This window comes from Celeribacter sp., from assembly GCF_048270365.1.
Taxonomy (GTDB): domain Bacteria; phylum Pseudomonadota; class Alphaproteobacteria; order Rhodobacterales; family Rhodobacteraceae; genus Celeribacter.
In genome coordinates this window covers 228,130-241,509 of record NZ_JBLWTA010000006.1, presented here as the reverse complement: position 1 = coordinate 241,509, position 13,380 = coordinate 228,130, and the positions used below count along the sequence as shown (strand labels likewise).

Annotated in this window: 11 protein-coding genes; 9 read left to right on the top strand and 2 right to left on the bottom strand. The window is 61.3% G+C overall.

The genetic code is table 11. The features are described 5' to 3' along the window. Nucleotides 1-493 precede the first annotated feature (493 nt). The 8 genes from mraZ to murD are packed head-to-tail and all read left to right on the top strand — an operon-like array spanning nt 494 to nt 9,624. Complete coding sequence (mraZ, locus tag ACN0X0_RS10700) at nt 494-985, top strand: division/cell wall cluster transcriptional repressor MraZ (RefSeq protein WP_417261748.1); 492 nt, start codon at nt 494-496, stop codon at nt 983-985. A gap of 1 nt (nt 986) precedes the next feature. After that, complete coding sequence (gene rsmH, locus ACN0X0_RS10695) at nt 987-1,976, top strand: 16S rRNA (cytosine(1402)-N(4))-methyltransferase RsmH (RefSeq protein WP_417279147.1); 990 nt, start codon at nt 987-989, stop codon at nt 1,974-1,976. A 2-nt stretch (nt 1,977-1,978) separates the two neighbouring features. Then, a complete protein-coding gene (gene ftsL / locus ACN0X0_RS10690; protein ID WP_417279146.1) occupies nt 1,979-2,350 on the top strand; it encodes a cell division protein FtsL in 372 nt (123 codons plus the stop codon). After that, entirely contained in the window at nt 2,347-4,149 is a 1,803-nt protein-coding gene (locus ACN0X0_RS10685; protein WP_417279145.1) for a peptidoglycan D,D-transpeptidase FtsI family protein, read from the top strand. The genes ftsL and ACN0X0_RS10685 overlap by 4 nt, the downstream gene beginning before the upstream one ends. A gap of 20 nt (nt 4,150-4,169) precedes the next feature. Then, nucleotides 4,170-5,642: a UDP-N-acetylmuramoyl-L-alanyl-D-glutamate--2,6-diaminopimelate ligase gene (locus ACN0X0_RS10680; protein ID WP_417279144.1), complete on the top strand. Its 1,473-nt coding sequence runs from the start codon at nt 4,170-4,172 to the stop codon at nt 5,640-5,642. Beyond that, a complete protein-coding gene (locus ACN0X0_RS10675) occupies nt 5,642-7,051 on the top strand; it encodes a UDP-N-acetylmuramoyl-tripeptide--D-alanyl-D-alanine ligase (protein WP_417279143.1) in 1,410 nt (469 codons plus the stop codon). The genes ACN0X0_RS10680 and ACN0X0_RS10675 overlap by 1 nt, the downstream gene beginning before the upstream one ends. A gap of 35 nt (nt 7,052-7,086) precedes the next feature. Then, nucleotides 7,087-8,169, top strand: a complete 1,083-nt coding sequence (gene mraY / locus ACN0X0_RS10670; RefSeq protein ID WP_219783865.1) for a phospho-N-acetylmuramoyl-pentapeptide-transferase — start codon at nt 7,087-7,089, stop codon at nt 8,167-8,169. A gap of 57 nt (nt 8,170-8,226) precedes the next feature. Beyond that, complete coding sequence (murD, locus tag ACN0X0_RS10665; protein ID WP_417279142.1) at nt 8,227-9,624, top strand: UDP-N-acetylmuramoyl-L-alanine--D-glutamate ligase; 1,398 nt, start codon at nt 8,227-8,229, stop codon at nt 9,622-9,624. Between the two features lie 9 nt (nt 9,625-9,633). On the opposite strand, the gene ACN0X0_RS10660 is transcribed toward murD, so the two are convergent. After that, nucleotides 9,634-11,010, bottom strand: coding sequence for an SLC13 family permease (locus tag ACN0X0_RS10660; protein WP_417279141.1), 1,377 nt, complete (start codon nt 11,008-11,010; stop codon nt 9,634-9,636). Nucleotides 11,011-11,103: 93 nt separating this feature from the next. On the opposite strand from ACN0X0_RS10660, the gene ACN0X0_RS10655 reads away from it, so the two are divergent. Next, complete coding sequence (locus ACN0X0_RS10655; protein WP_417279140.1) at nt 11,104-11,898, top strand: AraC family transcriptional regulator; 795 nt, start codon at nt 11,104-11,106, stop codon at nt 11,896-11,898. A 290-nt stretch (nt 11,899-12,188) separates the two neighbouring features. On the opposite strand, the gene ACN0X0_RS10650 is transcribed toward ACN0X0_RS10655, so the two are convergent. Next, nucleotides 12,189-13,121, bottom strand: coding sequence for an L-lactate dehydrogenase (locus tag ACN0X0_RS10650; protein ID WP_417279139.1), 933 nt, complete (start codon nt 13,119-13,121; stop codon nt 12,189-12,191). Nucleotides 13,122-13,380 lie beyond the last annotated feature (259 nt).

Sequence of the window (13,380 nt, the reverse complement as noted above, 5' to 3'; positions counted from 1 at the left end):
TGGGGCTGTATATAAATTTTTTCTGGGAATATGCCTTTTGGGGAGAGTGGAATTTGAGTTACTAAATGTGGTTAATTTTGTGTGTATTGCATCTATATATGCTCTCGATTTCGTGAGTTCGTACCACAAGACATTGGGTTGGATACCTCTGTGGAGCAATATGTTGAGCCTGTGGAGAATAAATCCATTGATTACCATGAATTCCCATAGCATAGTGGATTCATCCGGTGAGTAGGAAATGAGCGGCGCATTCAAGACCGCGAAAAAAGACCCATAAGTCAGGTTCATACAGGCATCCATTCTCACCAGAATAAAGAGATCCGGCGCGCGAGCGAGCAGACATCCCCCCAGGTGGCGCGCGCAGTCCGGACAACCCGTTGATCGGGACGAGGGCGGCGGATTGAGCAGTGGCAGCAGCTCATTCCGCCGTTTCGCTTAAAAGCCCCCGGAGGTCCGGGGCAGGGACAGGATAAGGAGCGCCCCGGTGGTCGGGATGTTTATCGGCGAACACACCTTTAAGGTGGACGGAAAGGGACGCGTGTCGATCCCCGCCGATTTTCGTCGTGAACTCGAACTGGGTGATCCTCTGGCCGCCGAGACCGGCCGTCCCCGCATGGTCATCGTTTATGGTCATGACAAACAGAAACAACTCATCGTCCACACCTATGAGGGCTACCGGGCCCTGGCCGCCGACATCGCGCGCCTGCCGCGTGGCTCGGAAAAGCGCAAGATCATGGAGCGCATGATCCTTAACCGCGCGCGCCCGACCGAGGTGGACAACGATGGCCGTCTGGTCCTGCCGCAGCCGTTGCGCGACAAGATCGCGCTTGATGGCGTGGCCTATTTCGCCGGCATGGGCGAGACCTTCGAGATTTGGAAGCCGGAGACGCATGAGGCCGTGGACGCCGCGATCTCCGACAAATGGCTGGAAGAGCAGGGCGAGGATTTCGATCCGCTGAGCCTCTTGGACGATTTGGAGGTCTGAGATGGCCTCGAATGACAGCAAACCCCACATTCCGGTCCTGCTAAACCCGCTGTTGCGGGAATGCGCGCCGATTTCTGGCCGCTGGCTCGATGGCACCTTCGGGGCTGGCGGTTATACCAAGGGTCTGATCGCGCAAGGCGCCGATCACGTCACCGGCGTTGATCGCGATCCGCTGGCGCATGAGATGGCCGCCGCTTGGATCAATGAGCCTCCCTATAAGGGCAAGATCGAGCTGGTGCTCGGCACCTTCGGTGAGATGGACCACTATGCCTCCGGCCTCGACGGTGTGGTGCTCGACCTTGGCGTGTCTTCGATGCAGCTCGACCAGGCCGAGCGAGGCTTTTCCTTTATGAAAGACGGCCCTCTCGACATGCGCATGTCGCAGGATGGGCTGTCGGCGGCGGATTTCGTCAACACGGCGGATGAGGCGGAGATCGCCGAGGTGCTGTTTCACTACGGCGAGGAAAAACAGTCGCGCAAAATCGCACGCGCCATCGTCAAGGATCGCGTCGAAAAGGCGCCGTTCACCACGACCCTGCAACTCGCCAATCTGATCGAACGCCTGCTGCCGCGTAAAAAACCGGGGCAAAGCCACCCGGCGACCCGCACTTTTCAGGCGATCCGCATCGCGGTGAACGACGAATTCGGTCAGCTCATTGAGGGACTCGAAGCCGCCGAACGCGCGCTCAAACCGGGTGGTCAGCTGGCGGTCGTGAGCTTTCATTCGCTCGAAGATCGCGTTGTGAAACGTTTTTTCCAAGCGAGGGCCTCGACGGGGGGTGGCGGGTCGCGCTATGCTCCTGAACAAGAGGTGAAAACACCCGGTTTCGAGCAGCTCTCCAAAGCCATCGGTCCCGATGCGGACGAGCTAGACGTAAACCCGCGCGCGCGGTCTGCGCGTTTGCGGGTCGGTCGGCGGACCGCTGCCCCATTTGAGGCGGTGGACCGGGCAGCGATGGGGTTGCCGAAACCAGTCCTGAGGCGAGATTAACGATGCGTGGGTTCTATATTATTGTTGCAAGTCTGGTGGTTATGGGGTTGGGCTTTTGGGCCTACCAAGAAAACTACGCCACCCAGCGCGTGCTCAGACAGGTCAGTCAGTTGCAGCGCGAGATCGGGCATCAGCGCGAAGAATTGGCCGTGTTGAAGGCCGAATGGGCCTATCTCAACCGCCCGGATCGCCTGCGCGATCTGGCGGAGATCAACTTTGATCGTCTGGGCCTCTTGCCGTTTCAACCCGAACAATTCGGCCGTGTCGATCAGGTGGCCTTCCCGCAGGAAGAAGACCTGATCTTGGAGCTGACCGAGACCTACGATGTGGTGGGCTCGCTGGGGGCGATTGACGCCGGAGAAGGTGAAGAATGACGATCCGCACACCACTCCGCCCGCTCGCCCGCGTGTTGCAAGCTCGACAAAAGGGCGAAAACCCGGACGCCATCGAGCGCGAAAACCTGCGCCTGCGTCACGAGGAAATGCGCGACCGCTCCCGCCTTCGGGCCGAGGGGCGGCTTTTGGTCTTGGGCTTGTGTTTCGTTTCGGCCTTTGTCGTTGTCGGCGCCCGCATGGGGCAGGTGTCGGCCACCGTCCCCGAAGAGCCGCGCGCCGAAGCCTCCGGCACGCCCATTTTGGCACAGCGCGCCGACATCGTGGACCGCAACGGGCGCATTCTGGCGACCAACCGCGTGACCAATTCGCTCTACGCCCAGCCGCAGGAAATGATCGACCCGATCCACGCCGCCGAAGAACTGGTGCGGATTTTCCCCGATCTCGACCGCGAGCGTCTGATCCGCGACTTCACCGGCACGCGCAAGTTCTTGTGGATCAAGAAAAAGATCGCGCCCGAACAACAGCAGGCGGTGCATGACATCGGCGAGCCGGGTCTGTTGTTTGGCCCGCGCGAAGAGCGTTTGTACCCGAATGGCATGTTGGCCGCTCATGTTTTGGGCGGGACCAAGTTTGGTCGCGAAGGTGTGATGAGCGCCGAAATCGTCGGCCAGTCCGGCATCGAAAAACAGATGGACGCCTATCTGCGCGACCCGGCCAATGGCGACAAACCGCTGCAACTCTCGATCGACATGACGGTGCAGACCACCATTCGCGAGGTGCTTTACGGCGGCATGCGGATGTTGAACGCCAAGGGCGCCGCCGCCGTGATGATGGATGCCAACACCGGCGAGATCATCTCTCTCGTGTCGCTGCCGGATTTCGACCCGAACTCGCGCCCCGAGTTTTTTGAAGGCAAAGACCCGAGCAACAACCCGCGTTTCAACCGCGCGGTGCAGGGCGTCTATGAACTTGGCTCGACCTTCAAGATTTTCGCCGCCGCTCAGGCGATGGAGCTGGGTCTGGCCGGTCCCGACACGTTGATCCCCGCCACGCCGCCGTTCCGTTGGGGCAAGTTTTCCATCGGTGAATTCGAAGGTCACAACTACGGCCCGAACCTCAGCCTGACGGGCATGATCGTCAAATCCTCGAACGTCGCCACCGCCCATATCGCGCAACAGATTGGCGTGGAGCGTCAGCAGGCCTTCTTGAAATCCTTGGGCTTTTTCGAACCCGTGCCGGTGGAACTCTCCGAGGCGCCCTCGGGCAAACCACTTTTGCCGCCGCATTGGTCCGAGCTTTCGACCCTGACCATCGGCTACGGCCACGGTCTGTCGGCCTCGCCGCTGCATCTGGCGACCGCTTATGCTTCGCTGTTGAATGGCGGCACGCAGGTGACGCCCACGCTGATCAAACGCGAAGGCTTCGTGCCCAAAGGTCCGCGTGTGGTGCGCGAAGAGGTGTCCCGCGCCGCCCGCACGATGCTGCGCGAAGTGGTGGCAAGCCCGGAAGGCACCGCCTCCTTCGCCGAAGTGCCCGGCTACCACGTTGGCGGCAAAACCGGCACGGCGGACAAACCGCGCCCCCAAGGCGGTTATTACCCGGACAAGACCATCAACACCTTTGCCTCGGTCTTTCCGGCGGAAAATCCGAAATATATTCTGATCCTGACTATGGATGAGGCGATCGAAACCTCCGGCCCGAAACCGCGCCGCACCGCCGGCTGGACCGCGGTTCCGGTGGCGGGCGAGGTGATCCGCCGCACGGCGCCTCTCTTGGGATTGCGTCCCGAGATTGAATCCCCCTCCCAAGCTGCGGTAACACTGACCTCGACACAGTGAGCGAACAGAGAGGCGCGGTTATGATGAAATCTCTATCTGAGTTGGGATTGACCGCGCAAAGCGGCGGCGATGCCCAGATCACCGGGCTTTCCGTGGACAGCCGTCGGGTCGAACCCGGCCATTTGTTTGCAGCACTCCCCGGCGCGCATGCCCATGGTGCCTCCTTCGTGCCGATGGCGCTCACGATGGGCGCCAAAGCCATTCTCACCGACCCCGAAGGCGCGCGTCTGGCCGCAGATGCGATTGCCGAACACCGCCCCACTGTGGTGGTGGTCGAAGACCCGCGGCAGGCGCTGGCCTATGCCGCCGCGCTGTTTTACGGCGCGCAGCCCGACGTCATGGTCGCCGTCACCGGCACCAATGGCAAAACGTCGGTCGCGACATTTACCCGTCAGATTTGGCAGCTCTTGGGCGTGCCCGCGATCAACATCGGCACCACCGGCGTCGAGGGCGATTGGCAGGCACCAAGCCCACACACCACGCCGGAACCGATCACCTTGCACGGAATGCTCTCAGAAGCCGCACACGCGGGCGTGTCCCACGGCGCGATGGAGGCCTCTTCGCATGGCCTGGCGCAGCGACGTCTCGACGGCGTCGAATTGACCGCCGCCGCCTTTACCAATTTCACCCAGGATCACCTCGACTATCACGCCACCTTTGAGGCCTATTTCGCCGCCAAGGCCGGGCTTTTCACCCGCGTGTTGCCCGAGGATGGCGTGGCGGTGATCAACATTGACGACGCCAAGGGCATGGAGCTCGAAGGCCTTTGTGCCGAGCGTGGCATCGACGTGATGCGCGTGGGGCGCTCGGACGCTTCTGACTTGCGCATTGTCGGTCAGCGGTTCGACGCGACCGGCCAGGACCTGCGCATTGATTTCGTGGGCAATATCTACCAAATCCGCCTCGATCTGATCGGCGGGTTTCAGGCCGAAAACGTCATGGCCGCCGCAGGGCTTGTCATGGCCTCAGGCGCCGATCCCGAAGAGGTGTTTTCCTGCCTGCCGGAACTGACCGGCGTGCGCGGGCGGATGCAACATGCCGCGACGCGCGACAATGGCGCGGCGGTGTTTGTCGACTATGCCCACACCCCCGATGCCGTCGCCACGGCGATTAAGGCGCTGCGTCCGCATGTCATGGGCCGCATCATCGCCATCGTCGGCGCGGGCGGGGATCGGGATAAGACGAAACGTCCGTTGATGGGCAAAGCTGCGGCGGAAAACGCCGATCTGGTGATCGTGACTGATGACAATCCGCGCTCGGAAGACCCTTCGTCGATCCGGGCCGAGGTTCTCGCGGGCGCACCCGAGGCGATTGAGGTCGGCGATCGCGCCGAGGCGATCCTGCGCGGCGTCGATGCGCTGCAACCGGGCGATGCTTTGCTGATCTGCGGCAAGGGGCATGAGAGCGGGCAGGTGATCGGCGACGATATTTTCCCGTTCGACGATGTGGAACAGGCCTCGATGGCGGTCTCTGCGCTGGATGGGGCGCTGTGATGGGGTCTGTGAGGCTTTGGGCCTCGGAAGAGGCGGCACAGGCGACGGGCGGCCGGGTGACGACATCTTTCGAGATCACCGGCATTTCCATCGACACCCGCACGATCCAGCCGGGCGATTTGTTCGTCGCTTTGAAAGACATTCGCGACGGCCACGACTTCGTCGCGCAGGCCTTGGAAAAAGGCGCCGCCGCCGCTTTGGTCTCGCGCATTCCCGAGGGAGTCTCAGGTGACGCGCCGCTGTTGATCGTGGACGATGTGTTGCCTGCTTTGGAACGCCTCGGTGCCGCAGCGCGGGCGCGGGTTCAAGGCAAGGTCATCGGCGTCACCGGTTCCGTCGGCAAGACCTCGACCAAGGAAATGCTGCGCGCGATCCTGTCTGAGCAGGGTAAAACCCATGCCGCAGAGGCCAGCTACAACAACCATTGGGGCGTGCCTTTGACGCTCGCCCGCATGCCCGAAGACACGGAATTTGCCGTCATCGAGATCGGCATGAACCACCCCGGCGAGATCGCGCCTCTGGCCGAATTGGCGCGCCCGGATGTGGCGATGATCACCACGGTCGCCCCCGCGCACATGGCGGCGTTTGAAAGCTTAGAGGGTATCGCGCGCGAAAAAGCCGATATTTTCAAAGGGCTTGTGCCCGGTGGTGTGGCGGTCTTCAACGGCGATCTCGATGTGAATGACATTCTGGCGAGCGCCTGGGACGGAGACAGCATTCGCTTTGGCGAGGACGAAACCTGCGCCGCGCGGCTTATGTCCGTTGAACTGGACGATGGCTCGACGCGGGGCGTGGCGGTGATCGACACGGATCATGTCGATTTCACGCTTTCCACCGCCGGGCGGCATTTCGCGGCCAATGCGGTGGGCTGCCTCGCGGTCGCCTATGCCTTGGGCGCGGATGTCGAAAAAGCCGCCCACGATCTCACGCTTTGGGCGCCGCCCGAGGGGCGTGGCGCGCGCGAAGCGATCTCTTTGCCCGTCGGCGCGCCGGTCGAGCTGATCGACGATGCCTTCAACGCCAACCCGACCTCCATGGCCGCCGCTCTTGAGGTGCTGGCCAAGGCCCAGCCGCATGACACCGGGCGCAGGATCGCTATCCTGGGCGATATGTTGGAGCTGGGCGAAAAGGAAAATGCGATCCACGAAGGGATTGCGGCGCTGCCGTGGTTTGCCACCGTCGATGCGGTCCATTGTGTCGGGCCTTTGATGCGCGCGCTCTACGATGTGCTGCCCGAAGGGCGGCGCGGCGAATGGTTCGAGACCGCGAAAGAGGCGGTTCCGGCGCTGACGGCGTTGATCGGCCCGGGCGATGTGGTGCTTGTGAAAGGCTCCAAAGGATCGAAAGTCAGCCTTCTGGTTGACGCGCTGCGGGAATTGGGACAAGTGCCACAGCACTCTAACGAATAAGTGCCGCAGCACACGGATGAAAGGTAAATGAGCGGATGTTGTATTGGATTTCGGGCCTCTCCGATGGTGGGGACTTTTTCAACCTGTTTCGCTACATCACCATGCGTTCAGGCGGGGCGTTTTTCACCGCGCTGATCTTTGCGATGTTCTTTGGCCGTCCGCTGATCGACCTGTTGCGTCGCCGTCAGGGCAAGGGCCAGCCGATCCGCGATGACGGCCCCGAAACCCATTTCGCCAAGGCAGGTACGCCGACGATGGGCGGTTTGCTGATCCTGACCGCTTTGCTGGTCTCGACGCTGCTCTGGGCGCGGCTTGATAACCCTTACGTCTGGATCGTGATGTTCGTGACCTTCGGCTACGGGCTGATCGGCTTTGCCGACGACTACGCCAAAGTGTCGAAATCCAACACCAAAGGCGTGTCGAGCAAGGTGCGGCTTTTGCTGGGTTTCGTGATCGCTTTGATCGCCTCCGTGTGGTCCACCATGGTGCATCCCGAAGAGCTGCAATTCCAACTGGCCCTGCCGGTGTTCAAGGACCTGCTCATCAATCTCTGGTGGTTCTTCATTCCTTTCGCGATGATCGTTATCGTCGGTGCGGCGAATGCAGTGAACCTCACCGATGGTCTCGATGGGCTGGCAATCATGCCGGTGATGATCGCGGCGGGCACTTTGGGCGCCATCGCCTATGTCGTGGGCCGCGTCGACTTCACCGATTATCTGGGCCTGCATTATGTGCCGGGCACCGGCGAAATCCTTGTGTTTACGGCGGCTTTGATCGGCGGTGGCCTCGGGTTTTTGTGGTTCAACGCGCCGCCAGCGGCCGTCTTCATGGGCGACACCGGGTCTTTGGCCTTGGGCGGCTCCTTGGGGGCGATTGCCGTGGCGACGAAACACGAGATCGTTCTGGCCATCGTCGGCGGGCTCTTCGTGGTCGAGGCCCTGTCGGTGATCATCCAGGTGCTCTACTTCAAACGCACCGGCAAACGCGTCTTCCTGATGGCGCCGATCCATCACCATTATGAGAAAAAGGGCTGGTCCGAGCCGACCATCGTGATCCGCTTCTGGATCATCTCTTTGGTGCTTGCATTGATTGGTCTGGCGACGCTGAAACTGCGGTGAGATGAGGGGGCTAAGGCCCCCTTTTTTGAGTATTTGGACAGCAAAGGAGCGAGCGCGATGATCCCTGTGCTCGGATACGAAGATAGAAAAGTGGCCGTACTGGGCCTTGGGCGGTCCGGGTTGGCAACGGCGCGGGCGCTTGAGGCCGGGGGGGCCGAAGCGTTGTGTTGGGACGATTCCGTCGAGGCGCGGGATCGGGCGGAGGGTGAGGGCTTCACCATTCACGATCTGCACAAAGCGGGCGCCTTCGAGGACGTGGCCTGTCTCGTCGTCTCCCCCGGCATTCCGCATCTCTACCCCGAGCCGAACAAGGTGATCGCGCTGGCCTGGGACGCAGGCGTGCCGGTCGACAATGACATCGGGCTGTTTTTCCGCTCTCTGGGCCAAGGCGATTGGATGGAACACGACACGCCGCCGCGGGTGATCGCGGTGACCGGGTCGAATGGTAAATCGACCACTTCGGCGCTCATTCATCATATTTTCGAGGAGAACGGCACGCCCTGTCAGCTCGCGGGCAATATCGGGCGCGGGGTGTTGGACATCGAGCCGCCTGAGGAGGGCGAGGTGATCGTGCTGGAGCTGTCCTCTTATCAGACCGATCTGGCGCGCGCTTTGACGCCGGATGTGGCGGTGTTTACCAATCTGTCGCCGGATCATCTCGACCGTCACGGCGGGATGGGCGGCTATTTCGCGGCCAAGCGTCGGCTGTTTGCCGAGGGCGGGCCGGACCGTGCCGTGATTGGTGTGGACGAAACAGAGGGGCGCTATCTGGCGAACCAATTGGTCGAGAGCCCGGAAGATTTGCGCCTCATTCGTGTGTCTTCCGGTCAGAAACTGTCTGGCCCCGGGTGGAACATCTTTGCCCGCAAAGGGTTTCTGTCGGAGTATCGCAAGGGCAAGCAAACCGCCTCGATCGATCTGCGCGAGATGGACGGTCTGCCCGGCGCGCACAACCATCAGAACGCCTGTGCCGCATATGCCGCCGCCCGCGCGCTGAACCTGTCGCCGAAGGGCATCGAAGCCTCTTTGCGCAGCTTCAAAGGCCTGCCGCATCGCTCGCAGCTTGTGCGTGAGCTGAACGGTGTGCGATACGTGAACGACTCGAAAGCCACCAACGTAGACGCCGCCGCCAAGGCGCTTCAGGCCTTTCCCCGTATTCGCTGGATCGCGGGCGGTCTTGGCAAGGATGGCGGGATCGAGGATTTGAAACCCTTCTTGGGATCGGTCTCTAAGGCTTATCTCATCGGCTTCTCGGCCCGCGATTTCGCGCTTCAGATCGGCGACACGCCCTATGAGATTTGCGAGACCATGGAACTCGCCGTCGCCAAAGCCGCGGCTGAGGCCGAGGAGGGCGAGACCGTGCTTTTGGCCCCTGCCGCAGCGTCCTTTGACCAGTTCCCGAATTTCGAGAAACGTGGCGAAGCCTTCGCGGCAGAGGTCGAAAAGCTGGGTTGACGTCGCCGTTTAGATCCAGCCCAACGCCACCCACCACAGGTAATCGAGCGGGATAAAGACCAGCACTGTGAGCGCCGACATCGAGAGCGTCATCTTCATCAGGTGACGCGTGCTCTCGCCTGCAAGCCCCATGGCGACGATGAGTGGCCCGACTTGGTAGGGGAAAATCACGGTGGAAAAACCGATGACCTGCGTCATCAACACGGCTTCGAGGGAGAACCCTGTGGCTTGTGACAGCTCTTCGGCCAATGGCGTCAGCACGGCGGGGACGCCCGGCATGGTGGTGAACAGAGACGTCAGCGCACCCAAGGTCGACAGAGAGAAGAAGTTGAGGAAATCCTGGCCCTGCGCGAGTGGCAGGAGGCCCACCACCTGATGCGCAATGATGGTGCCCAGGCCCGAGCTGTTGACCACCGCGCCCAAAGCCAAGGCCCCTGAGACAAAGAGCAACATGCCGAAATCGACCGCGCCTTTGAACACTGGCGGCGGCACAAGACCCAGACGCGGCACCAGCAAGACGAATGTGGTCGCAAGGCCGATCCAGGCGGCGTTGATGTGGTGCAGCTGGTCGGTGGCCCAGAACCCGATGGTGACCAGAAGGAGCGCCATGAGGAGGATCTGTTTGCGCGACGATGCTGGGGTGGCTTTGGGAGACTCGATCTGAACCGGGGCAACTTTGGCGGGGAAGAAATAGAGCGTCAAAAGCACCAAAGTGATGGATTTGACCACACCCAGCACCGGGTAATGCAGCAAGAGGTAATCGGCGTAGGAAAACTCCAAGCCAAAGACCTTATCCGCCATGCCCGACAGAATGATGTTCGGAATATTCGACGGCAGGATCGCAAAGCTGGGCATATTGGTGCCAAAGGCGATGATCACGGCGACGCCGATCCGACCTTTCGAGCCTTTCTCAAGTCCCAACATATCGGAAAGCGCCATGCCCACGGGCACCAAAACGGCGGAGCGGCCCAAAGACGACGGCATCACAAAGCCCAAGGCCATGCCAATCACCATGAGGCCCCCGATCAGCATGGGGTAGCTTTTCGACAAATGCGGGCGGGCGACTTCGCCAATCTTGGCCCCAAGACCGGAATGCGTGATCGCCGCCCCGATGACAAACCCCGCGATGATCAGCCACATAGCGGTCGAGGTGAAGCCGGAGAACACCACATCGGGTTCCATCAACCCCGGCAACAAAAGGGCTGTGAAAAAGAACAGCGAGGCGAGGTAGCCGGGCACGAGACCGGTCGCCCAAAGCCCCAGAGTGACGAGGACGATGGCGAAAATCAGCGCCTGATGGGCGGCGAAGATGCCGGGGACGGTGATAGCGATCGCGAGCGCGATCAGGGTGATGACCGCAAGGACGGCTTCTCTGAAATAGGTCATATGGGCTCCTGCGCAAAGGGGGCGCTGGCGTCGAGCGGGCGCGTATTGCGAAAAGGTGTAGTAAAAATGTCGGAAATGCGATAGAGCGACATTATGCCAAAACATGTCGAATATCTGCCAAACCCTGATGCGCCGCCCACGGGCATAGGATTTGATCTCACGCCCGGGCGTCCCGTCATCGCCCGGCGCGAGGAATTTTGCGGGGGCTACGCGGTCGAGCCGCACAGCCATCCGCGCGCACAATTGGCGATGTGTTACAACGGCGTGATGCGGTTGCAGGCGGGCGAAGATGTCTGGATCATCCCGCACAAACACGCGATCTGGATACCGCCCGATGTCGAACATCAGCTCAGCACGCAATCTGCCGTTCTGACCCATCACCTCTACGTCGCGCCGCCCTATGTGAGCCGCGCCGGGCTGCCGCAAGAAATGACTGTGCTGCGCACCTCACCGCTGTTGCGGGGCGTCGTGGAACGCATGGTCGAGGGCGGGTTGACGCGGGCGGAGGTGCGGCGGCTGGCTTGGGTGGCTTTGGATGAAATCGGACGGTTAAGACCGGCGGCCATGCACCTGCCCGGTGGGCGCGATCCGCGTCTTGTGGCGGCGATGGGCATCTTTTTGCGCCACCCCGAGGAGCGGCGGGGATTGGCGGAGATCGCCCATGCGGTGGGGACGTCGGAGCGGACTTTGGCGCGGTTGTTCGTGACGGAAACCGGCAAGACCTTTCGCGACTGGCGCGCGCGGCGTCGAATTTTGTTCGCACTCGAGCGGCTGGAGCAGGGCGAAAGCAGCACCGATCTGGCGGCGCATCTGGGCTATTCCAGCCCGTCGGCTTTTATTGCGGCGTTTAAGCGAGACTTGGGTGTGCCGCCCTCGGCGTTTCGGTGAGGTGGTTACTTTTGGTTTTTCTGAAGCGTAGCAATGCCCCAGACAACGGCGATAGGGACAATAATCGGACAGAGCCAAGTTGCGAAAGCTGAGTAACGGCGGGACTCGACCCACCATTCAGGACGCCATATCAGTAAGTAGAGTGAAAAGAGTTCAACACCAAAACAGATCACAGTGGCACGGATGAAATTGTGGCGATTTTCTCGCAGTGCCCACTGAATATTTTGTTTCAACGTCCTGATCACTTAAATATCCTTGGTTGAATGGCCTTTGGCGTCAGACCTTACTCTTCAATACTCCAACGCATCCAGCGTCTTCTTCAACAACCGCGCAGAAGCCCCAAGCGCCTCATGTTCCGCGTCATCCAGTTCCGGGAACAGATCGGACACCACGCCCTGCGCGCCGACGATGCGGGGGATTGAGAGCGCAACATCCTGCACCCCCTCGACCTTTGGCGTCACGATGGAGACCGACAGCACGGTCTGCTCATCGCGCGCGATCGCCCTGACGAGCCGTTCCAGCCCCGCGCCGATGCCGTACCATGTCGCGCCCTTGCCATTGATGATCGTATAGGCCGCGTTGCGCACTCCGTCGTCAATCCGCGCCTTGACGCCTTCGGTCAGCGGCACGCGCATCTGGGCGGCGAAGTCTTTCACCGACAGCGCGCCTGCGCGCGCTGAGGACCAACACAGCACCTCGCTGTCGCCATGTTCGCCCAGCACATAGGCATGCACAGAGCGCGGCGCGACGCCCAGATGTTCGCCGATCAAATGCCGGAACCGTGCCGTGTCCAAAATCGTCCCCGAGCCGATAACCCGCGAGGGCGGCAGGCCCGAGAGCCGCGTGGCGATCTGGGTCATGATGTCGACGGGGTTGGTCGCGACCAAAAGGATCGCATCCGGAGCGGCGTCCAGCACCTTGTCGATGATCTGGCGGAACACCTCGGCGTTGCGGGTCAAAAGCTCCAACCGGCTTTCGCCCGGTTTCTGCCCCACACCGGCGGCGAGGATCACCACGCCTGCGCCCTTGAGATCCGCGTAGTCCCCAGACGTCACCACGGTCGAGGAGGCAAAGGGCACGGCATGGGCGATGTCCTCGGCCTGCGCGCGGGCGAGGCCTGCGTTGTAATCGACGAAGACGATCTTGCTCGCGGTGCCTTTCAAGGCGATTGCATAGCCTGCGGCGGAGCCGACCATGCCCGCGCCGACGATCCCGATTTTCATGGACAAGCTCCGTCGTTGGAGGAGGGGGAGGGTGAGTTAGCGCCACCTTGCGGGGATTCCCCTTAACGATCAATGATGACGGACAAGAAGGCGGATCAATTCGCGTTTTGGCATGTCTCGACAGAGATGTCGGCAAATCCCTGCCTTTATGGCGTTTCATCGCTCTGAGGCCACAATCTGTAGTGGCGCAAAGCCGGAAAAGCCGCTATTCTGAACAAATCAGACCCGGAAAACCGGGCGTAAAAATGATAACGAGGCA

What these genes read in the sequence shown, in the direction of transcription:
- ACN0X0_RS10660 (WP_417279141.1), bottom strand. Translation starts at nt 11,010, where the DNA reads ATGACCTATTTCAGAGAAGCCGTCCTTGCGGTCATCACCCTGATCGCG.
- ACN0X0_RS10685 (WP_417279145.1), top strand. Translation starts at nt 2,347, where the DNA reads ATGACGATCCGCACACCACTCCGCCCGCTCGCCCGCGTGTTGCAAGCT.
- ftsL (WP_417279146.1), top strand. Translation starts at nt 1,979, where the DNA reads ATGCGTGGGTTCTATATTATTGTTGCAAGTCTGGTGGTTATGGGGTTG.
- rsmH (WP_417279147.1), top strand. Translation starts at nt 987, where the DNA reads ATGGCCTCGAATGACAGCAAACCCCACATTCCGGTCCTGCTAAACCCG.
- ACN0X0_RS10650 (WP_417279139.1), bottom strand. Translation starts at nt 13,121, where the DNA reads ATGAAAATCGGGATCGTCGGCGCGGGCATGGTCGGCTCCGCCGCAGGC.
- murD (WP_417279142.1), top strand. Translation starts at nt 8,227, where the DNA reads ATGATCCCTGTGCTCGGATACGAAGATAGAAAAGTGGCCGTACTGGGC.
- ACN0X0_RS10680 (WP_417279144.1), top strand. Translation starts at nt 4,170, where the DNA reads ATGATGAAATCTCTATCTGAGTTGGGATTGACCGCGCAAAGCGGCGGC.
- ACN0X0_RS10655 (WP_417279140.1), top strand. Translation starts at nt 11,104, where the DNA reads ATGCCAAAACATGTCGAATATCTGCCAAACCCTGATGCGCCGCCCACG.
- mraY (WP_219783865.1), top strand. Translation starts at nt 7,087, where the DNA reads ATGTTGTATTGGATTTCGGGCCTCTCCGATGGTGGGGACTTTTTCAAC.
- mraZ (WP_417261748.1), top strand. Translation starts at nt 494, where the DNA reads ATGTTTATCGGCGAACACACCTTTAAGGTGGACGGAAAGGGACGCGTG.
- ACN0X0_RS10675 (WP_417279143.1), top strand. Translation starts at nt 5,642, where the DNA reads ATGGGGTCTGTGAGGCTTTGGGCCTCGGAAGAGGCGGCACAGGCGACG.